The sequence below is a fragment of the Sorangium sp. So ce321 genome (assembly GCF_051530195.1).
Classification (GTDB): Bacteria; Myxococcota_A; Polyangia; order Polyangiales; family Polyangiaceae; genus Sorangium.
Genome location: NZ_CP150329.1, coordinates 40,914 through 61,408, shown reverse-complemented (window position 1 = coordinate 61,408; position 20,495 = coordinate 40,914). Strand labels below are relative to the sequence as shown.

The 20,495-nt window shown below is 72.1% G+C and carries 14 protein-coding genes and 1 tRNA gene; 9 read left to right on the top strand and 6 right to left on the bottom strand.

From position 1 onward, the window contains the following. Positions 1-9 precede the first annotated feature (9 nt). The 4 genes from WME89_RS00225 to WME89_RS00210 all read left to right on the top strand — a co-directional run bounded on the left by WME89_RS00225 (position 10) and on the right by WME89_RS00210 (position 4,471). The gene (locus WME89_RS00225; protein ID WP_438007276.1) at positions 10-1,005 is read left to right on the top strand and encodes a M14 family metallopeptidase; all 996 of its coding nucleotides are present in this window, start codon (positions 10-12) and stop codon (positions 1,003-1,005) included. Positions 1,006-1,153: 148 nt separating this feature from the next. Further along, positions 1,154-2,551, top strand: a complete 1,398-nt coding sequence (locus WME89_RS00220; protein ID WP_438007275.1) for a serine/threonine-protein kinase — start codon at positions 1,154-1,156, stop codon at positions 2,549-2,551. Then, complete coding sequence (locus tag WME89_RS00215; RefSeq protein WP_438007274.1) at positions 2,538-3,545, top strand: tetratricopeptide repeat protein; 1,008 nt, start codon at positions 2,538-2,540, stop codon at positions 3,543-3,545. The genes WME89_RS00220 and WME89_RS00215 overlap by 14 nt, the downstream gene beginning before the upstream one ends. Positions 3,546-3,763: 218 nt before the next feature. Continuing rightward, positions 3,764-4,471 (top strand): hypothetical protein, encoded by a 708-nt coding sequence (locus WME89_RS00210; RefSeq protein ID WP_438007273.1) that lies wholly within the window; start codon positions 3,764-3,766, stop codon positions 4,469-4,471. Positions 4,472-4,651: 180 nt separating this feature from the next. Here WME89_RS00210 and WME89_RS00205 read toward each other — a convergent pair whose 3' ends face one another. Beyond that, the gene (locus WME89_RS00205) at positions 4,652-7,471 is read right to left on the bottom strand and encodes a PBP1A family penicillin-binding protein (RefSeq protein WP_438007272.1); all 2,820 of its coding nucleotides are present in this window, start codon (positions 7,469-7,471) and stop codon (positions 4,652-4,654) included. 81 nt (positions 7,472-7,552) lie between these two features. Then, positions 7,553-8,737 carry a serine/threonine-protein kinase gene (locus tag WME89_RS00200; protein ID WP_437622812.1) on the bottom strand — a complete coding sequence of 395 codons (1,185 nt, stop codon included), beginning with the start codon at positions 8,735-8,737 and terminating at the stop codon, positions 7,553-7,555. A gap of 87 nt (positions 8,738-8,824) precedes the next feature. On the opposite strand from WME89_RS00200, the gene pgeF reads away from it, so the two are divergent. Together pgeF and WME89_RS00190 are read left to right on the top strand one after the other, a co-directional pair. Next, entirely contained in the window at positions 8,825-9,637 is an 813-nt protein-coding gene (gene pgeF, locus WME89_RS00195) for a peptidoglycan editing factor PgeF (RefSeq protein ID WP_438007271.1), read from the top strand. Positions 9,638-9,646: 9 nt separating this feature from the next. Then, the gene (locus WME89_RS00190) at positions 9,647-10,909 is read left to right on the top strand and encodes a bifunctional nucleoside/nucleotide kinase/histidine phosphatase family protein (protein WP_437655010.1); all 1,263 of its coding nucleotides are present in this window, start codon (positions 9,647-9,649) and stop codon (positions 10,907-10,909) included. Between the two features lie 132 nt (positions 10,910-11,041). Here WME89_RS00190 and WME89_RS00185 read toward each other — a convergent pair whose 3' ends face one another. The 3 genes from WME89_RS00185 to rpoN all read right to left on the bottom strand — a co-directional run bounded on the left by WME89_RS00185 (position 11,042) and on the right by rpoN (position 14,678). Beyond that, positions 11,042-12,040 (bottom strand): hypothetical protein, encoded by a 999-nt coding sequence (locus WME89_RS00185; RefSeq protein ID WP_438007270.1) that lies wholly within the window; start codon positions 12,038-12,040, stop codon positions 11,042-11,044. A 69-nt stretch (positions 12,041-12,109) separates the two neighbouring features. Beyond that, entirely contained in the window at positions 12,110-13,120 is a 1,011-nt protein-coding gene (locus WME89_RS00180) for a hypothetical protein (protein ID WP_438007269.1), read from the bottom strand. 37 nt (positions 13,121-13,157) lie between these two features. Then, on the bottom strand, positions 13,158-14,678 hold the full coding sequence (rpoN, locus tag WME89_RS00175; RefSeq protein ID WP_437622807.1) for an RNA polymerase factor sigma-54: 1,521 nt from the start codon (positions 14,676-14,678) through the stop codon (positions 13,158-13,160). A 345-nt stretch (positions 14,679-15,023) separates the two neighbouring features. Between rpoN and WME89_RS00170 the strand changes: the two genes are divergently transcribed. Continuing rightward, complete coding sequence (locus WME89_RS00170) at positions 15,024-15,761, top strand: Crp/Fnr family transcriptional regulator (protein WP_438007268.1); 738 nt, start codon at positions 15,024-15,026, stop codon at positions 15,759-15,761. On the opposite strand, the gene WME89_RS00165 is transcribed toward WME89_RS00170, so the two are convergent. After that, positions 15,715-16,371, bottom strand: coding sequence for a response regulator (locus tag WME89_RS00165; protein WP_438007267.1), 657 nt, complete (start codon positions 16,369-16,371; stop codon positions 15,715-15,717). The genes WME89_RS00170 and WME89_RS00165 overlap by 47 nt on opposite strands. 547 nt (positions 16,372-16,918) lie before the next feature. On the opposite strand from WME89_RS00165, the gene WME89_RS00160 reads away from it, so the two are divergent. Both WME89_RS00160 and secA read left to right on the top strand, forming a co-directional pair. Further along, positions 16,919-17,003: transfer RNA gene (locus WME89_RS00160), tRNA-Leu, on the top strand. Positions 17,004-17,341: 338 nt separating this feature from the next. Then, positions 17,342-20,380 carry a preprotein translocase subunit SecA gene (secA, locus tag WME89_RS00155; protein WP_438007266.1) on the top strand — a complete coding sequence of 1,013 codons (3,039 nt, stop codon included), beginning with the start codon at positions 17,342-17,344 and terminating at the stop codon, positions 20,378-20,380. The last annotated feature ends 115 nt before the right edge of the window (positions 20,381-20,495 follow it).

The following is a 20,495-nucleotide window of genomic DNA, read 5'->3' as shown; positions in this document are numbered from 1 at the left end:
CGGTGTCACATGAGAGACACTGGAATGACACGCTCGCCCGCCCTCTCTGGCCGCTATGCCGAGCTCTCGCAGCTGGATGACGCCTGGGCTCGCCTCGCGCGCGCCCACGGCGGACGGGAGATGACAGTCGGGACGTCCGCCAATGGACAACCGTTGCGTCGAATCGACTTCGGCAATCCGCAGGGCCCGACGTTCCTGCTGACGTCGCTCATGCACGGGGTCGAGGTGATCGGCGGGCTCGCGCTGCTCGACGCGGTCCGGTCGATCCTGGCGAGCGGGCGCGCGGGGGCCGCGGCGCGGGCGCGGCTCGTGGTGGTGCCGGTGGTCAACCCCGACGCGCTCGCCGAGAACCTGGAGCGCCTCCGCGGCGAGCGGCCGGCGTCGCAGCGGTGCAATGCGCGCGGCGTGGATCTGAACCGGAACTTCGCGCCGCTCTGCTCGTCGCGGCCGCTGCACCCGTTCGCGGGCTCGCGGCTCCGGTGGTCGCCGCATTACACGGGTCCTCACGCGTTCTCGGAGCCGGAGTCGCGCGCTCTGCGCGACGTCGCGCTGGAGACGAGGCCCGCGCTCGCGCTCGGCTTTCACAGCTGCGGCAACCTCCTGCTCTACCCCTGGGCGCACACCGGCGCGCCCAACCCGCGCGCCCCGCTGTACCGGGCCCTCGGCGACAGCTTCTGCCGCGCGCTGCCGCGCGACCGGTACGAGGTGCGGCAGGCGGCGCACTGGTACCCGACGGTCGGCGACATGGACGACTGGCTGGACGCCAACCTGGGGACCCTCGCCTTCACGGTCGAGGTCAGCCGTCCTGCCCGCTCCTTCCGCGATCTCCCCCGGCTGCTCAATCCCTTCTGGTGGCTGAACCCGCGAGAGGCCGACGAGGCGATCGACAATGTGGTCCCCGGCGTGGGCGCGCTCCTCGGCGACGCGCTCGCTCGCGGCGTGGGCAGGTCGGCCCCGCAGCCCGTCGCCCTCCCGCCGGAGCTCCTGGCCGACGCCGCGGAGTGAGGCGCCCGGCGCGGGCTCCAGCGTCAGGCTGACGTCAGGTTGACCGCCGCCCCGCCCCGCATGCCCGGATGGCGGGCGCGGTCGAATAGTGCCAGTCCCGCGCGCGGCATCCACTATCCTTCCGGGTGTGAGCGCCGCCTCGTCCCGCATGCCGACGACCCTCCGGGTCAGCCCGAGCGCGTCGGGCAGGCCGGCGCCCAGCGTGGACGAGTCGGACATCTGGCAGCACGCCGCCGACGAGGTCGTCGACGGCAAGTACCGGCTGGTCCAGCCGCTCGGGCGCGGCGGCATGGCGGAGGTCTGGCTCGCCGTCCACGTCACGCTCAAGACCGAGCTCGCCATCAAGTTCCTCAGCGTCGCGCTGACCGGCGACCCGGAGCGGTGCCGGACCGTCCTGGAGCGGTTCCGCTTCGAGGCGCAGATCTCGGCTCGCCTGGGCGCGCGCACCCGGCACATCGTCGCCGTTCACGACGCGGGCGTTCACGACGACGTCCCGTATCTGGTGATGGAGTACATCCGGGGTCGAACGCTGTTCGCCGAGGTGAACGAGAGGGGGCCGATCGATCCGCGGCGCTTCGCGGACATGCTCGATGAGATCGCGGACGCGCTCACCGTCGCGCACGACATGGGCATCATTCACCGCGATCTGAAGCCATCGAACGTGATGCTCCTCGACGAGCCCGGCGCGGCGCTCACGGTGAAGGTCGCGGATTTCGGCATCGCCAAGGCGCTGCACGGCAATCTCGGCCTCGATCGGCCGCGCGAGACGGACGCCGACGTCATGCTGGGCTCACCGAACTACATGAGCCCGGAGCAGCTCGCCTCGCCGCTCTCGGTCGACGCGCGGGCCGACGTCTGGGCGCTCGGCGTGCTCGCCTACGAGGTGCTGACGGACTGGGCGCCTTTTCAGGGCAACACCATCGCCGAGCTCATCGTGGCGGTCAGCACCCGCGATTTCGAGCCTCCCACGCAGATCCGGCGCTCGCTTCCCCGCGGGCTCGACGGCTGGTTCGCGCGCGCGCTCGCGAAGGACCCGGCGCAGCGGTTCGCCTCGATCCGCGAGATGGTCCAGGCGTACCACGCCGCGCTGACGGCGCCGCCGCCCGAGCTGCCCGAGCCGTCCGGGCCGCCCTCGGCGCCCTCGCTGGCGCGGCGGCCGGCGGCGATGGCCGCCGTGGCGCTGGCCTGCCTGAGCACGCTCGCCGGGGCCGCCACGCTCGCGTGGCGCCTGCTCGATCGGCCGCGCCCGGAGCAGGCGGCGCGGCTCCTGTCCCCCGGCGTGCGCGGCGCGCTGCAGGACGTTCAAGACGTCGCGCAGCGCTCGCCGCCCCCGCCGCAGCCCGAAGCGGCGGAGCAGCCCCCGGCGGTGCCGGCGGACGCTTCCGCGCTGCCTGCTCCGTCGGCGGCGCCCGCGCAGCCGCGCTCGACACAGCCCCGTCCCGGAAGCGACAGGGCAGCCCCTCGCGCGACGGCGGCCCCCGCCTCGCCGCCTCAGCCCGCCGTGCCCCGGCGCCGCAAGGAGATCGACAAGAGTGAGATCCTTTGAGCGACAGCTCCTCACGCTCTGCAGCGCCGCCCTGCTCGCGGCGGCGGCGCCTCCGGCGGTCGCCGCCGGGGCAGAGGAGGACGCGAAGACGCTGTTCGCCCGGGGCCGCGAGCTGCGGAGCGCCGGGCAGTGCGAGCAGGCGATCATCGCCTTCCGGAGCGCGCTGGAGATCTACCCCGAGGGGCTTGGCGCCCTGCGGAACATCGCCGAGTGCGAGGAGGCGCTCGGCCTCTTTGCCTCGGCGCGGCGAGACTGGTGGGATCTCCGGCGCGCCGCGCTCCAGTCCAACGAAGCGAAGTACGCGGGGTGGAGCGAGGACGCCGAGCTTCACTACCGGGCGCTCGGCAACAAGGTCGGGACGTTGACGCTCCAGGTGCAGGGCGCCGAGGGCAGGCCGCGGGTCCAGGTGGCGCTGGACGGCAAGCCGCTCGATCCGAGGCTCCTCGGCGTCGAGCTCGAGCGCGATCTCGGCGCGCACACGGTCGAGCTGTTCTACGGCGGCGCCGCGCCGATCACCGAGCGCGTCGAGCTCACGCCTGGCGTCCGTCGGACCGTGACGCTCACCGTGCCCGCGGCGCTCCCGGCCCGCGGCGCGCCCGCCGCCCCGAGCGCCCCGCCGCCGTCCACCAGCGGCGTCCGCGTGGGCGGCTACATCGCGCTCGGCGTCGGCGGCGCGAGCGCGATCGCGACCGTCGTGGCGCTGGCGGTGCGCGCCGGCGCGGTGTCCGCGGTCGAGGACGGGTGCTCCCCTGCCGGCGGCGACGCCTACGTGTGCCCGCCGTCGCTCCAGGGGGACTACGACACAGGCAAGACCGCGACGACGCTCGCCGGTGTCTTCGCCGGCGTCGGGGTGGCCGGCCTCGGCGCCGGCATCACGCTGCTCCTGCTGAGCCCCTCGGAGCCCGCGTCGCCGGCGTCCGGCAAGCCGCAGGCGGCGCTGTCGGTCGCGCCGTGGCCGGGCGGCCTCGGCTCGCGCCTGCGCGTGACGTTCTGATCTCGTGACCCACACGCGATGCGCCTCGTCGAGGGCGGCGCGCGGTGCTTGAGGGATCGGACGAGCTCATCGTTCTCATGTCCGGGTGCGCGGAGGCCGATCCCTCCGGCGTTCACCCGTGCGCGGCGCGTCAGGGCGCGCGGCGCTGAGCTTGTCTTTCCGCCCCGGGGCGCTACCCCTTTTCAAGGCAAGGGCGCGCGAAGAGAGCAGAGGTCGAGATGAGCTCACGACGGAACAAGATCCTCGGTTCGATTGCGGGGAGCGGCGCGGTCGCCGTGCGCGGTGCGGCGGAGGCGCTGTTCTCGACGGCGGGCAAGGGGCTGCTCGACGAGGGCGCGCGTGAGGGCCTGCGGCGCGCGATGGTCGAGAACACCACGGCGGTCGTGGACGCGCTCGCGCCGGGGCTCTCGATGGGCGCGCAGGCGACGGCGAAGGTCATCGTGGATCAGGGCGGAAAGCAGGCCGGCGCGCTCGTCCTCCACGAGGCGGCGCGGCAGGCGGGCCAGGCGGCGCTCACCGAGGGCGCCTCGGCGGTGGCCGCCAAGGCGCTGGCCCGCGAGGCGATGAAGACCGCGGGCCGCGAGGTCCTGAAGGGCGCGGGCAAGGCGGCGGGGATCGGGTTCGTCGTCGACGGTGCGTTCGGCGCGTACGAGGGCGTCACGGCCTACCAGCGAGGCCGGATGACGAAGAAGGAAGCGCTCGCGCACGCCGCCCAGGAGGCCTCGACGGGCGCGGTGGCGACCGGCGCCGGCGTGCTGCTCGCGGCGGGCCTCGTCGCGGTGACGGGCGGCGCCGCGGCGCCCCTCGTCTTCGCGGTGGGCGCGGGCGGGGCGATCGGCGCGAAGCAGATCTTGCGTCGGCTCATCGACCGCGCGTCCTCGAAGGTCCTCGTCCCTGCCGTTCCCGACGGAGGCCAACCGGGGTGAGGAGAACTTCCCCCGGGGTCGACGCCGCCCCCGGCAGCTCGCTCCAGCCAGCGATGGCCGGGGCGGGCGCCATGTAGCGACCGGCGGTCCGGCCCGCCGGGCGTCGCCGGGAGATCCCTCGTTCTCCCGGCGACTCCACCGCTCCAGGCCGCGCGGGTCGCCTCGCGCGCCGCGCGCCGCTCAGAACGGCGGCGGCGCCGTGTCGCCCGCCGGCAGCGGCCCTGGCTCCGGCGCGTGCTCCGACTCGGAAGGCGCCTTCCCCGGCGGTGCCGGCTGCGGCCCCTCGCCTGGCGCCGGCACGGTGCCCTCCAGCGCTTCCGGAGCGCCGCCGTCCGCGGCCTCCGCGCCCGCGTCCGGCTCCGGGACCGGCGCCTCGTCGGCCGGCTCCGTGCCGGCGACGAACACCTCCTCGATCGCGTCTTCCTGCCCCTCGCGCGCGAGGAGACCCGTCGCGGGATCGATCTTCACGCGCACCACGCCGCTCGGCACCGGGAAGTCGGCCACGGGGCGCTTCGCGTGCGCCTGCTTCATGAAATCCACGAACGCCGGCAGCGCCGACGTGGCGCCCGCCTCGCCCTTGCCGAGCGGCGCCGCGTCGTCGTAGCCGGTCCACACCGCGCAGGCGATGTCGGTCGAGAAGCCCACGAACCAGGTGTCCTTCGACTGGTTCGTCGTCCCCGTCTTGCCGGCGATCGGCCGCCCGAGCGAGCGCGCCTGCTTGGCGGTCCCGCTCTGCACGACCGACGTCAGCAGGCTCGTGAGCACGTACGCCTCCGCCTCCTCCATCACGCGGTGCGCCGGCGGGCGCGTCGGCAGCGGGATCTCCGCCCCGCCGGGCCCGACGATCTTCGTGATCAGGACCGGCTGCTCGTGGACGCCGCCCGCGGCGATGCTCGCGTACGCGGCGGCCATCTCCCGCGGCGTGACCTCGTAGGCGCCGAGCGCGAGCGACAGGTCCGCGCCGAGCTTCGACTGGACGCCGAGCGCGCCCGCGAAGGCGGCCACGTTCGAGGCCCCGACGCGCGACAGCGCCGACACGGCGGCCACGTTCACGCTGTGCGCGAGCGCCTCGCGCAGCCGCGCGGGCGACTGCCCCTCGCTCTCGTCGTGGTTCTGCGGGTTGTACCCGGAGATGGCGAGCGGGTTCGTCTCCAGGATCGTCGCCGGCGTCAGCGTGCGCGCGTGGATCCCGTAGCCGTAGACGAACGCCTTGAACGTCGACCCGGGCTGCCGACGCGCGTACGACGCCCGGTCGAGCCCGCCGCGCACCGCCTCGTAGCTACCGACGAGGGCGACGATCTCGCGCGTCCGCACGTCGATCGCGACGAGCGCGCCCTCGGGTCCGAGCTCGAGCCGCAGCGGCGCCGGCGCCGCGGGCTTCGCCGGGGTGGCCGCGGGCGCGGCGCCCTTCGCCTCTCCGGCGGCGTCCTCGTCTTCTTCCTGCCCCGGCGCGGCCGCCGCGGCGGCCGGCTCCGGCGCGGGGCCGATCAGGCTGACGCGCACCACCTTGTCGACGTCGGCGAACTTGCTCGGCGCGAGCCCGTTCGGGTTGTACCGCTGCGCGCCGCGGAGCGAGACGGTGCCTTCCAGCGTGCCGACCCGCACCGAAAGCGTCCCTCGGGCGTCGTCGGCGCCCGTGACGACCCCCCGGAAGACCTTGTGCCCTGCGGGCGTCCCCTCGAACGGCGGCGGCTCCTTCTTGGCGCGCGCGAGCGGCCCGAACAGCTTGTGCCGCTTCGCGTATGCGTCGAGGTTCTTGCGGACGGCCGCGCGCGCGGCCGCCTGCATCGCCGGGTCGATCGTGGTCGTGATCGTGTAGCCGCCCTGCTGGGCGGCGGGCCCTGCGACCTCGCGCAGCACGCGCTGCGCCTCGGAGACCACCTCGGGCGCGAGCTCCGCGAGCGATTCGGTCTCGATGGCGAGCACCACCGGCTCCCGCTTGGCTTGCTCGACCAGGAGCTCGTCGGCGAAGCCCTTGCGCTGCATCTGATCGAGCACGAAGTCCCGCCGGGCCACGGCGCGCTCGAGGTTCACGCGGGGCGAGTACACCGACGGCCCCTTCACGACGGCGACGAGCAGCGCGGCCTCGGCGAGCGTCACGTCGCGCACGCTCTTGCCGAAGTAGTAGCGGCTCGCCTCCTCGACCCCGTAGCGGCCGTGGCCGAAGTAGATCTTGTTGAGGTAAAGCTCCAGGATCTCGTCCTTGGTGAGCTCCTGCTCGATCCTGCGGGCCAGGATGATCTCGCGCGCCTTGCGGTGGTAGGTCCGGTCCGGCGTGAGCAGGACGTTCTTCACGACCTGCTGGGTGATCGTGCTCGCGCCCTGTCTGGTCTGGGTCGAGCGGAGGTTCACCGCGAGCGCGCGGAGCATGCCGAGGTAGTTCAGCCCTGCGTGCTCGTAGAAGCCCGCGTCCTCGGCGGCGAGCGCGGCGAGCTTCACCTGGTTCGGGATCTCGCCGATGCGCACCACGGTGCGTCGCTCGGTGAAGAGCTCGCCGAGGCGCGTCCCGTCGCGCGCGAGGATGCGCGTCACCTGCGGGGGCCGGTAGTCCTTGAGCTCACGGGTCGAGGGGAGATCCGCCTCGTAGTGGCGGACGACGAGCACGACCGCGGTGGCGGCGAGGGCGAGCAGCGCCGCGAGCGCGATCCCGATGCGCTTCGCCCAGGTCGCGATCCGCGCGTTCCGGTCCGTGGCGGGCGCGCCGTCCGGCGGGGTCGGCGCGCTCTCGAGGCGCGGCGCGCTCTCGAGGCGCGGCGAGCTCTCGAGGCGCGGCGCGCTCGTCGGCCGCGCCGCCGCGCTGATCCGCTGCGGCGGCTCGCTCCCTCGCCCGGGCGGCCCGGACCTCCGCGCCGGCGGCTCCGACGCGCGCCGCGGCGGCTCCGACGCGCGCCGCGGCGCGTCGGCCTTCCCGGCCGGATCGTTCTCGTTTCCCCCAGGGTTCCCTGATTGCTCCGAGGCCATGACGCCGTCCCCGTGAACGCTGGCGAACGCGATGCGCATCCAGAGCGCCCGGCGCGCCGGAGCGCCGACGCTAGCACGCCCGCGCGGGCTCGCCTCGATCCTGGCCGCTGTCGCGGAGGATCAGCCCTGGAACAGCCGCATGGCCACGATGGTGATCAGGATGCCGGCGATCAGGCACCCCGCCGCGATGCCGACGAGGAGCAGCGGCTTCGCCTCGGCCCTGGCCGGCGCCTTGACCGGGGGCGCCGGCACGGGCGCCGGCCTGGCGAGCGCCGCCTGCGGCTGCTGGACCATCTTCACCGTCTTCGCCGGCGACTTGAACGTGGACGCGGGCCCCTTGCTCGCCTGGAGCGCGGCGGCGTGCTGCTTCGACGCCTGCTCGAGCGCCGCGTTCTTCGGCATCATCGCCGTGTAGCCCTTGCCCGCGCCGCCCGCGAACGGCTTGAGCGCGTCCGCGAACTCCGCGGCCGACTCGAACCGGTCCTCGGGCCGCTTCTCGAGCGCCTTGGCGAGCACGACAGCGAGCCCCTGCGGGAAGTGCTTCCCCGGCACGCGCTCGTCGAGCGGGATCGGCGACTTGGTCACGTGGTGCTGGATGTACTCCATCGGCGTGCGCGCCTCGAACGGCAGCTTGCCGGTGAGCACCTCGTAGAGGATGGTCGCGAGCGAGTAGATGTCGCTGCGCGCGTCGAGCACCTTGCCCTGCGCCTGCTCGGGCGACATGAACTCCGGCGTCCCGAAGACCATGCCCTCCTGCGTGAGCATCACCGACCCCGGCCTGAGCTCGCGCTCCGTCACCTTCGCGAGCCCGAAGTCGAGCACCTTCGGGTAGTCCTTCAGCCCGCCGTTGGTCGACAGGAAGATGTTCTCGGGCTTGAGATCGCGGTGCACGATCCCCTGGATGTGCGCCTCCTGGAGCGCGCCGCAGACCTGGATGAGGATCGGGATCGCGCGCTCGACGGGCAGCGGCCCTTCCTTCCGGACCACCTGGTTCAGGTTCTTGCCCTCCAGGTACTCCATCACGATGTACAGCGAGCCGTCCTCGAGCTCGCCGTAGAGCAGCACCTTCACGGTGTTCGGGTGCGTGAGATGGCTCATCGCCCGCGCCTCGCGGCGGAAGCGTGAGACGAGGTCTTTTCGGTTCGCGAGCTTGGGGTGGAGAATCTTCACCGCCACCATCCGGTTCATCGCCGGTTGTGCGGCCTTGTAGACCGACCCCATGCCGCCGGAGCCGATCTTCTGAAGAATCTGGAACTGCCCCCCGAGCAGATCTCGACCGATGTTCGGGTCCGGACCGGCGGCCATGCGTGGAGCGGGAAAATACCACGCAACCCACCCGTATCGTCTATGACCGAAGCAGCCGACGCATTCGATCGCGTCGTGACAGGCCAAATGACCGCAAAACTGGACGACCCCGGGGCGGCCGAGGCGCTCGAGAGCCCGCTCCTCGCCGCCGCCGGCTTCTCGCACGCCTTCTTCACCCGGCGCGGCGGCGTCAGCGCCCCCCCGTGGGATACCCTGAGCTTCGCCGTCGCGCTCGGGGACGACCCCGCCGCCGTCCGTGAGAACCTGGAGCGCGCGGCGCGCCGCCTCGGGGTCCCGGCGGCGCGGCTCTACTACCTCAGCCAGGTCCACGGCGTCGCGGCGCGGGTCCTCACCGGCGACGAGGATCGCGACGCGGTGGTCCGTGAGGTGGGCGACGTCACCCTCTCGCGCGTGGCCGGGGTCGCCTGCGGCGTGCGCAGCGCCGACTGCGCTCCGGTCCTCCTCGCCGATCGCCGGAGCGGCGCCGTCGCCGCGGTCCACAGCGGCTGGCGCGGCACCGTGCTCCGGGTCGTCGTCGAGGCGGCCCGCGCGCTCAGGTCGCTCGCCGGCCCCGGCGCGGAGCTCGTCGCCGCGATCGGCCCTCACATCGAGGCGTGCTGCTTCGAGGTCGGCGAGGACGTCGCCGCCGATCTCGCCGCCTGCTCCAGCGCCGGCGGCTCCGCGGTCGTCCGGGTCGCCTCTGGCGCCCGCCCGCACGTCGACGTCCGGCGCGTCCTCAGGGCCCAGCTCGCCGAGGTCGGGCTCGAGGCGGCCGCGGTCGATGACGTCAGCGGCTGCACGGCCTGCGACCCCGCGCGCTTCTTCTCCTACCGGCGCGACGGACAGCGCAGCGGCCGGCTGCTGTCCGCGATCGTCGCCGGCCGCGCCGTCATCAGCTAGAACGCCCTCATGGTCTCGCTCGCGCGCGACTCGTCGCCGATCGTCCTCGCCATGGTGGGCCTGCCCGCCCGGGGCAAGACATCCATCGCCCGCAAGATCGCGCGGTACCTCTCGTGGCTCGGCCACCCCACGCGGCTCTTCAACGTCGGCAACTACCGCCGCGCGCACCTCGGCACTGCGCAGCCGCACCAGTTCTTCGACCCGGACAACTCCGAGGGCCGCCAGGCGCTGCTCGGCATGGCGATGACGGCGCTCGACGACCTCATCGGCTGGCTCAGCTCCGGCGGCGAGGTGGCGATCTACGACGCCACGAACAGCACCCGCGCCCGCCGGAACCTCGTCACCGAGCGCTGCCAGGCGCACGGCTTCCCGGTCGTCTTCATCGAGTCGATCTGCAACGACGAGTCGACCATCGAGACCAACGTCCGCGAGACGAAGCTCCGCTCCCCGGACTACCAGGGCGTCGATCCGGAGGCAGCGCTGCGCGACTTCCGCGCGCGCATCGCGCACTACGCGCGCGCCTACGAGCCGCTCGGCGAGCCCGAGAAGAGCTACATCAAGATCATCGACGTGGGCCGCCAGGTCGTGCTGAACCGCATCCACGGCTACCTGCCGGCGCGCCTCGTCCCGCTCTTGATGAACATGCACCTCACGCCGCACCCGATCTGGCTCACCCGCCACGGCGAGAGCGTGTTCAACGAGAAGGGCTTGCTCGGCGGCGACTCGGACCTCAGCGCGCGCGGCGAGGAGTACGCGAAGAACCTCTCCGTCTTCATCCGCGAGCGGGCCGGCGACGAGCACGTCAACGTCTGGACGAGCACCCTGCGCCGCACCATCCAGACCGCGCGCCCGATGACGCAGAACCACGTCGCGTGGCGCGCCCTCGACGAGATCGACGCGGGCGTCTGCGAGGGCATGACCTACGAGGAGATCCGCCAGCAGATGCCCGAGGTCTTCCAGGCGCGCGCGGCCGACAAGTTCCGTTACCGCTACCCGCGCGGCGAGTCGTACGAGGACGTCATCCAGCGCCTCGACCCGCTGATCATCCAGCTCGAGCGCCAGCGCTCGCCCGTGCTCGTGATCGGCCACCAGGCGGTGCTGCGCGCCCTCTACGCCTACCTCGTCGATCGTCCGGCCCCGTCGTGCCCGACGCTGCCGATCCCGCTGCATACCGTCATCGAGCTGACCCCGACCGCATACGCTTGCGAGGAGCGCCGCTTCCAGCTCGCGCCCGCGGTCCAGGGCGGCGACTCGAGCACCGCCCACCCCTGACCGCCGCGGCGCCGCCCGCGCGCGCCTCCGGAGCGCCGCAGCGCGCGCCTCCGCGGAGCGCCGCAGCGCGCGCCTCCGCGGAGCGCCGCAGCGCGCGCCTCCGCGGAGCGCCGCGGCGCGCGGCCGCCCTGGTCAGCGCTCCCGGCTGATCAGCTTGCGGAGGAGCTCCAGCGGGTGGAACGGCAGCATCGCGGCCATCTCGCTGTCGGTGCCGGCGCGCTCGAGCACCGCGCGAACCGCGGGCCCCACGATCCCCATCGGGTCGATCCGCTCCGCGATCGCGCGCAGGGCGCCGAGCGCCGCGCGCCCCGCGTCGATCCCGAGCGGGATGGCCAGGGCCGCGGGCACCGGCGCGAGGATCACGTCCCGCACCGCCACCGCTCGCGCCCACGCGCCCGGGCTCGGGTCGACCTCGAGCTTCCGGATGGTCTCCGCCTCGGCGAAGCAGCCGAGCGACAGCTCCCCTGCCCGCTCCTCGATGGCGCGCGAGAGGTGGCGGTAGTCGCGCCGCCAGTCGCCGGCGAGCAGCCCCATGTCCTTCCGCACCTCGTCCGGCCCGAGGATCAGGTTGATCCCCCGCGCGTCGCGGCGCATCGCGACGCTCGTCCAGAGCTCCCCGCCCTCGAACAGGCCGATCACCATCGTCTTGCCGACCCCTGCGAGCGACTCGAGCGTGCCCCGCACGACGACCGGCGAGGGCATCGGCACGCCGCGCAGCCGCGCCGGCCAGAGGTCGATCTTGCCGGCGAGGAGCTCTTCCCGCGCGAGCTGCAGCAGGAGGAGCGTCTGCGCGATGAGGTCGTCGCCGCGCCGCACGCGCGCCCCGAACCGCTCGACGATCGCCTCGAGGGCGCCCGCCTCGATCACGGCGGCCCAGCTCGCGTGGTGGCGCGCGGCGAGCTCTTCCGCGGAGCGCGGGGCGGCGCGCTGCGCGTCGTCGATCCGGAGCCGGCCGGCGTCCGTGTGCATCAGCTTCCTGAGCTTGCCGCCCGCGTGGACCGCGACGACGCCGCCGCGCGACCGGCCGGCCTCGCGCTCGTCGATGCCCGCGCGCCGGGGCCGGAACAACGACAGCACGCGGACCCAGTCGGTCGCGGTGAACCCCTCGAAGCGGACGTCGGCTGCCAGCACGGGGGCGAGCCTACCCCCGGCGCGCGCCGTGCGCGAGGGCCGGCCCGGAGCGCGCCGCGTCGCGCCCGGCTACGCCCCCCACCAGAGCATCTCGTGCGCCTGGGTCTCGCCGCGGACGGGCACGATCACCCGGATCTTCTCGCCCTCGACCTGGACGACGTGCGCGGGGAAGCTGTCGGCCGGGTAGTACGCGGATTTCACGAACCCGCTCGCGTCGAGCCAGAACAGGTGCACGCCCTCCGCGGTCGCCCCGTGCATGAGGAGCATCCGCCCGCCGCCGAGCAGCGCGAACTCCATGCCCTTGAACGCCATCTCCTCGAAGCGCTCCGGAGACGGGAAATCCTCGCCCACGGACCTGAGCTCCGGCAAGTGCGCGCGGAGGTGCTTGTACAGCGTGTCGTAGCGCACCTTCGCGAGCCTCGGGATCCGCCGGTCGCCCGGGGCGATGATCGGCAGCTGCTCGGCGTCGAAGGTCGGCACCTCCACGTGGGTGCGGTAGCGATCCGCGAGCCTCCCGCGGCCGATCTCCTCGTCGCTGAGCGCCTTGAGCCACCACTGGAAGATCGCGAGATCGCCCGTCCCCGCCCGCGACTCGAGCCGGACCAGCGACTCCCACAGCGGCCGCCGGACCTGCCACTTCCCCCCGTGGCGCTTCACGACGCACGCCCCGACGTAGAGCGCCCCGTGCGTCACGAGGGTGACCAGCATGGGCGGCTCCCCTGCCCCGCTCGCCGTCGTGGCGCTGTCCGCGCCCCGCGCGTCGCGGGCGTCGCGGGCGTCGCGGGCGTCAACTGCCGGCGCGAGCCAGGCGTCGCGCCGCTCGCGCGTCAGCGCCGCGCCCAGGCGGTGGACCGAGGCGTCGGAGAAATCGAGCCCGAGGTCGGGCACGCCGAGCGCCCCGGGCGCGAGCCGGGCGAACACCTCCGCCGCGTGCTCGATCTGGGCGAGGATCGAGGGGTTCCCGGCCGGGTTCGCGTCCGTCGAGCGCGCGCTCGCCAGGTCGGCGAGCGCGTCGGGCGGGTAGTGCGGCGCGAAGAAGCGCTCGAAGAGCGCTGCGGCCGTGATCGGATCGGCGGGCATGGCTGGGATGGGCATGGGGCCGGGCGGGCGGCCCGGCTCAGAACATCTTCTTGCGCTTCGACGAGCTCAGGATGCCGAGCATCTCGCGGTACTTGGCCACGGTGCGGCGGGCGATCTTGATGCCGTCCGTCTCCTCGAGGATCTTGACGATCGCCTGGTCGCTGTACGGATTCGACTTGTCCTCGGCCAGGATGATCTTCTTGATCGCCTGCTTGACGCTCTCGGAGGCGATGTCCTCGTCAGCCACCCTGTGGATGGATGAGTTGAAGAAGTACTTGAGCTCGAAGAGCCCCTGGGGCGTGTGCACGTACTTGTTCGACGTCACGCGGGAGATGGTCGACTCGTGCATGCCGACCGACTCGGCGACGTCCCTCAGGATCATGGGCTTCAGGTAGCCCACGCCGCGCTCCAGGAACTCGCGCTGCTTCTCGACGATGCACTCGGTCACCTTGATGATCGTGCGCCGCCGCTGCTCGATGGCCCGGATCAGCCACTGCGCGCTCCGGAGCTTCTCGCTGATGAACTCCTTCGCCTTCGGGTCCTTGAGCATCCGCTGGGCGAGGTTCTCGTTGATGTAGAGCCGCTGGAGCCCCTTGTCGTTGTCGGTCACGACGAACTGAGTGCCGTCCTTGATGACGTACACGTCGGGGGTGATGGCGATGGTCTTCTCGTCGACCTCGGCGAAGTTGCGCGCCGGCACGCTCTCCAGCTTCTGGATCTCCTGGACCGCATCGTAGACCTCCTCCAGCGGGATCTTCAGCGCCTTCGCGATCGCGGGGAAGTTGCGCCGCTCCACGTTGTGGAGGTGGTCCTTGATGATGGTCATCTCGATGGCGTCGAAGCCGAGCACCTCCGCCTGGACCCGCAGGCACTCCGACAGGTCGCGCGCCGCGACCCCGACCGGGTCGAAGCGCTGGATCATCGACAGCACCTCCTCGGCGTCCTCGGGGTGCAGCTCCGCCTCCCGCGCCAGGTCCGCCAGGCAGAGGTCGGGCCCCTTGGTGCCGTCCGGACGTTCGCCCCCCTTGAGGTCGAGGTAGCCCTTCTCGTCGAGGTTGCCGATGACGAGCAGCGCGAACTGCCGCTCGTTCTCGACGAAATCGCTCATCTGAAGCTGCCAGAGCAGGTGATCGCGCAGGTTCGACGGCTTGGTCAGGTTCTGGTCGATCGGCGGCAGCTCCTCGAAGCCGCCCCGGTGCGCCGGCATTGCCTGCTGGAGCTGGCGGTTTTCCAGGAATTGCTCCCAGTCCACCTCCTTGACCCGCTTCTCCGTCTCGCGCGCCGCGATGTCGGTGTCGCGGTCGAACCGTTCGCCGTTCTCGAGCCGCTGCTCCGTCGGCAGGTCCGCGTTCCTCCCCCGCTGATCCCCCTTCTCCCCGTCCCGCAGCTTCGGGTCGGTCATGTCGTCCGCGAGGACCGGGTTACCGTCCAGCTCCTTCCTGATCTCGTCGACCAGCTCGAGCCGCGACAGCTGCAGCAGCCGGATGGCCTGCACCAGCTGCGGGGTCATCACAAGCTGCTGGGACAGCTTGAACTGGAGCTTCATCTCCATGCCCATGAGGAGCTCCTTCTCTCAGTTCGCCGCCTGAGCCACCCGCCGAAGGGGGGCCGGGGCATTGCGCGAGGTTCGTGCCATCGAGTGTTTCATTGGTGGCCTCACCCCCAACGTAGCATCGAACGGGGCAGCGGCCCGGGTCTTGCTTTCACGTCTGCACCAAAAAATAGCGAGGGCCTGCGTCCTGCACCGCTGAACGCGCTGTCAGACCTCGGCCACCACAGGATTTTTTCGTCCTGTCTGGGAGCCGTGTCTGCATCCCGTTTCGATTGGCCCCATGAGGGGATCGTTGCACCATCGGTGGCCGATCGGGAGGCTTGAAATCCCGAAAGGTTGGGCGAAGGCGCGATGGAACGGCCGAAGGTGCGCGGACCTACGCTGGGGACCGAGGCAGCGCGCGGCGAGGCTGCGCACGAGACCGAGAAGGAGCGGATCCTTTCGTGCTCACCCCTCGCCCCGCTGGCGTCGCCGAGCCGGCAGGCGCTGCTCGAGCTCGGCACGCTCGAGCGGCTCGCGCGCAGGCAGCGCCTCGTCCAGCAGGGCGCGCCGCCGCGGCACCTGATCCTGCTCGGGGCGGGCCGCGTGAGGGTCGAGCGCACGTCCGAAGGGCGGGTCTTCCCGCTCGGGCATCGCGGGCCCGGCGACCTCGTGGGCGAGAGCGCGCTCGCGGGCGCGACGGTCGCCACCGAGAGCGCGACCGTGCTCGACGAAGGGGACGCGCTCCTCGTGCCGCTCGCCGGGCTGGAGCGGCTCGCCGCTGCCGATGCCGTGCTCCGCGCCGCGCTCGCGGCGCGTCAGCTCGAGACCGAGGCGCGCCTCGGCTCGCTGCTCCTCTGCACGGTCGAGGCGCGCTTGCTCGAGTTCCTCGGCGCCGCTGCCCGGCGGTGGGGGCAGCCGCACGCCGCTGGCCAGCTGGTGTCGGCGCCCTTCACCCACGCCGACATCGCGCTGCTCATCGGCTCGACGCGCGAGACGGTCACCTTGCTGCTGGGCAAGCTGAAGCGCGCGGGCCTGATCTCGTTCGACCGGCGGCGGATCGTCATCCGGGATGGCGCGCACCTCGCGGCGCGCGCCGCGTCGGCCTGACCGTCCGCCCCGAGGGGCCGCTGCGCGTCCGGCGCTGGAGCCGGATCACCGCGGCGCCGCGCGGGCCGGCGGCGGCGCTCCGCGCATCGACGACGTCGTCGCCGCGCGGCGCGGCCGGACGGACCGCCGCATCGAGGTCGGCCTCGCCCGCCGCGCGGGCGCCGCGCTCGCCCGGTCCGCTGCGCTCCGGCTCGTCGAGCGCGCCGCGGACCAGCCGGAGCCGAGGGAAGACCCCGGACTTCGTGGAGGGCTGGGGGCCGAGCTCGACGAAGATCGTGCTGAGCAGCCGGCCGAAGGCGTACGGCTTGAGCAGGACCTCGCTCGTGTCGTCGGCGCCGTCGCACGAGACCGGCTCGTCGGCGCAGAAGACGACCCGCCGGGGCATGGTGCCCTCGCGTCGCAGGCGGCCCAGGATCTCGCGGGCGCCGCTCGTCCCCGGGGCGAGATCGATGAGCGCGACGTCGTAGACGCGCTCGCGCGAGAGCGAGATCGCTTCCTCCAGCGTCGCGGCCGAGCTGACGAGGGCGCCGCGGTTGCAGAGGAGGAGCGCCGTGGCCCTCCGGAGGACGTGGTCCTGATCGAGGAGGAGAACGTTCGGTTGGTACGTCATCGGTATCCCTGCGGCTTGCAGTCGAATTGCGCCGCATCGACGGGGACGGCCACCAGCGCGCTCCCCATCGTTCAGCGGCAGCATCCGCGTCCGCGGACGGTGCCCCCTCTTCGCAACGCACGTGCCGACCGCGTGGCGTCGCCGTCGCCCGGCCCCCGGCGCCCCCGGTTCTCGGCGCCAACGCGGCCCTTCGAGCGACGCCGCCGGCGACGCTGCCCCGCGGCCCCCTCGATCGTCGCTGTGCCCATTTCGCGCTCCCGGCGCGGCGCCCCTCCGCCCCGGCGACGACCGAACCCCCATGCTGTCGGCTCGCCCACCGCGCCCTTCATCGCCGGTGCGCGGTTCGTGCGCACGGGCCAGCCCAGGTTTGCGGCCCCTCCACGGCGTCGCGGTCCGCCGATCTGCCGGGTGCTCCGGGTTCGCTCCCCGGGCGCCGACGCACGTCCGGACCGCTCGCGCCCCCCTCGCCCTGACGCGATCGGCGCGCTGCGGCAAACTCATTTTCCCGCTTGATGAGGCTGGCGTGGGGTGCCACAAGCGTCCGCGCGCACGAGTGGCGGAATTGGTAGACGCACCGGGTTTAGGTTCCGGCGCCGCGAGGCTTGGGGGTTCGAGTCCCCCCTCGTGCACCACGGCATGAACTCGATCGCCTGGCGACGCGACGCGCCGTCGCTCTTCTTCTTCCAGGGGCGATACTAAAGAAGGGGCGGCTCCCCGGGGCGGTGCGAGCCAGGCGTGGGACGATCTGGGCGTGAGGGCGCGGACGTGCGCCCGCGCTCCGGGCGCATCGCAAGCCCGGCGGCGTCCGGGCCGCGGAGCCTCTGGCGGCCTCCGACGAATCGCCCGGGCGGCGTTGTCGACGGCGCGCGCGGTCCCGGAATTGCGCGGCGCCCGCGGCGCGACTACGTTCGCGTTCCTCGGCCGAACCCTTTCCTCCCACCTGACCGCCGCGGAGCCAAGGCACGTAAAGATGTTCACCTGGGCGATGAAGAAGATTTTCGGCACCTCGCACGAGCGTGCCATCCGCCGCATGCGACCCCGGGTCGAGGCGATCGGCAGGATGGAGCCCGAGCTGCAGAAGCTCTCCGACGCCGAGCTTCGGGCGAAGACCGCGGAGTTCAAGGAGAAGCTCTCCAACGGCGCGACGCTGGACGACATCCTGGTCCCGGCGTTCGCGGTCTGCCGCGAGGCGTCGAAGCGCGCGCTCAAGATGCGTCATTACGACGTGCAGCTCATCGGCGGCATGGTGCTCCACAACGGCAGCATCGCCGAGATGCGCACCGGCGAGGGCAAGACCCTGGTCGCGACGCTCCCCTGCTATCTGAACGCCCTCGAGGGCAAGGGCGTCCACGTCGTCACGGTCAACGATTACCTGGCTCGGCGCGACGCCGAGTGGATGGGCAAGCTCTACGGCTTCCTCGGCCTGTCGACGGGCGTGGTCGTCAACCAGCAGGGCGACGCGGAGAAGCGCCACGCGTACCGCTGCGACATCACGTACGGCCAGAACAACGAGTTCGGCTTCGATTACCTGCGCGACAACATGAAGTTCTCGGCGCTCGAGTACGCGCAGCGCCCGCTCCATTACGCGATCGTCGACGAGGTCGACTCCATTCTCATCGACGAGGCGCGGACTCCGCTCATCATCAGCGGCCAGGGGGAGCGCTCGAGCGACAAGTACCGCCAGATCAACGAGGTCATCCCCCAGCTCCGGAACGAGGAGCATTACGCGGTCGACGAGAAGGCGCACTCGGTGACGCTGACCGACGAAGGGGTGGAGACGGCGGAGCGGCTGCTCTCGTCGCTCAAGGTGCTCAAGGGCACGAACCTCTATGATCCGGTCAACCTCGAGACGCTGCACATCCTGAACCAGTGCCTGCGCTCACACACGCTCTACAAGCGCGACGTCAACTACATGGTGCGCGACGGCAAGGTGCTCATCATCGATGAGTTCACCGGCCGCGTCCTCGCGGGCCGCCGGTGGTCGGACGGCCTGCACCAGGCCGTCGAGGCGAAGGAGAACGTCCGGATCCAGGAGGAGAGCCGGACGATGGCGACGATCACCTTCCAGAACCTCTTCCGGCTATACAAGAAGCTCTCCGGGATGACCGGCACCGCGGACACGGAAGCCGCGGAGTTCCACAGCACGTACAAGCTCGACGTCGTCATCATCCCCACCAACAGGCCGGTGGTCCGCGTCGACTACGAGGATCTCGTCTACAAGACCGAGAAGGAGAAGTTCACCGCGGTCATCAACGAGATCCTCGAGAAGCACGAGCTCGGCCAGCCGATCCTGGTGGGCACGACGAGCGTCGAGAAGAGCACGGCCATCAGCCGGATCCTGACGAAGCGGGGCGTGAAGCACAACGTGCTGAACGCGAAGCACCACGAGAACGAGGCCTACGTGGTCGCGCAGGCGGGCCGCAAGGGGGCCATCACGGTGTCGACCAACATGGCGGGCCGCGGGACGGACATCATCCTGGGCGGCAACCCGGAGATGCTCGCGAAGCTCAAGTTCAAGGAGCAGAACCGCCAGCCCGAGGCGGAGCCGGAGGCGTTCGAGGCCCTGGTCGAGGAGATCAAGAAGGAGTGCACCGCCGAGGGCAATGAGATCCGCGAGCTCGGCGGGCTGTACATCCTGGGCACCGAGCGGCACGAGTCGCGCCGCATCGACAACCAGCTGCGCGGCCGCGCCGGCCGCCAGGGCGACCCCGGGACGTCGAAGTTCTACCTGTCCCTCGAGGACGACCTCATGCGCATCTTCGCCGGCGATCGGGTGAAGAACCTGATGGAGCGGATGGGCATGCCCGACGACGAGCCCATCGAGCACCCGTGGGTGACGAAGAGCGTCGAGAACGCGCAGAAGAAGGTCGAGGAGCGCAACTTCGACATCCGCAAGAACCTGCTCGAGTACGACGACGTGATGAGCGCGCAGCGCAAGACGATCTACGACATGCGCCAGTCGCTGCTCGTCGGCCGCTACTACCCCGAGATCCTCGACGAGGAGGGCAAGCCGACGGGCGAGAAGCGCGCGATCAAGCCGCTCGCTTCCATCACGGAGCTGGTCCGGCCGGACGTCGGCTACCTGCTCGGGATGTTCGCGAACGATCCGGTGATGCCGCTCGACGCGGACGGCAACCGCCGCGAGATCGAGCGGAAGGACTTCGAGAAGACGGAGCGGTTCGTCGAGCTCGAGAACCTGCAGCGCGAGATCTACACGCGCTGGGGCGTGAAGATCGAGCTCGAGGCGCGCCCCGACAAGGTCCTCGAGATCTACGACGAGTGCGCCGAGCTCGTCCCACGGGCGCTCACGGAGCAGCGGGAGCGGCTGCTCGATCTGATGGACCGGATCATCGGCGCGATGGTCGAGGAGTCGTGCCCGCCCCGCAAGCCGCCCGAGGACTGGGACTGGGGCGGCATCTTCCAGGGCTTCCGCGAGCACTTCGGGGTCGAGCTGCCGGACGAGGTCTCGCACATCGGCGACCAGGAGACGCTGGCGCGGGAGCTCTACGAGCGCGCCGAGAAGGCCTACGAGAAGCGCGAGGAGGAGATCGGGATCGAGCTGTCGCTCCGCATCTTCCGCCACCTTTACCTGGAGGAGCTCGACAAGGCCTGGGTCGACCACCTGACGGACATGGACCACCTCCGCGACGGCATCGGCCTGCGCGGCTACGGGCAGAAGGACCCGAAGCAGGAGTACAAGAAGGAGGGCTACAACATGTTCGTCAACATGGTGGCCCGTGTCTCCTCGAACGTGGTCACGAAGCTCTTCAGCGTGAACGTCAGGCGCGCCGAGCAGGAAGAGGCGCAGATCGAGGCGGCCGACCGGCAGCGGCACGCGGCCGCGCTGCTCGACGCCGTCGCGCAGCACGACGAGTCGCTCCCGATCGGCGCGAACCCCGCGCCGGCGCTGCCGCAGGCGCCCGTCGTCACGCAGGAGCAGGAGTGCCCCTGCGGCAGCGGGAAGCCCTTCAACAAGTGCCACGGCGTCGAGGACGAGGCGACGGCCTGAGCCGGCGGCCCCTCTGCCTGCTCGTCCGGCAAGCGACGATGTGACAGCAAGGGCCGTCGGCAGGCCCTTGCTCCTCCGCCTGACCCCCGCATGAACACTGTCGGAGGGCCGGTTC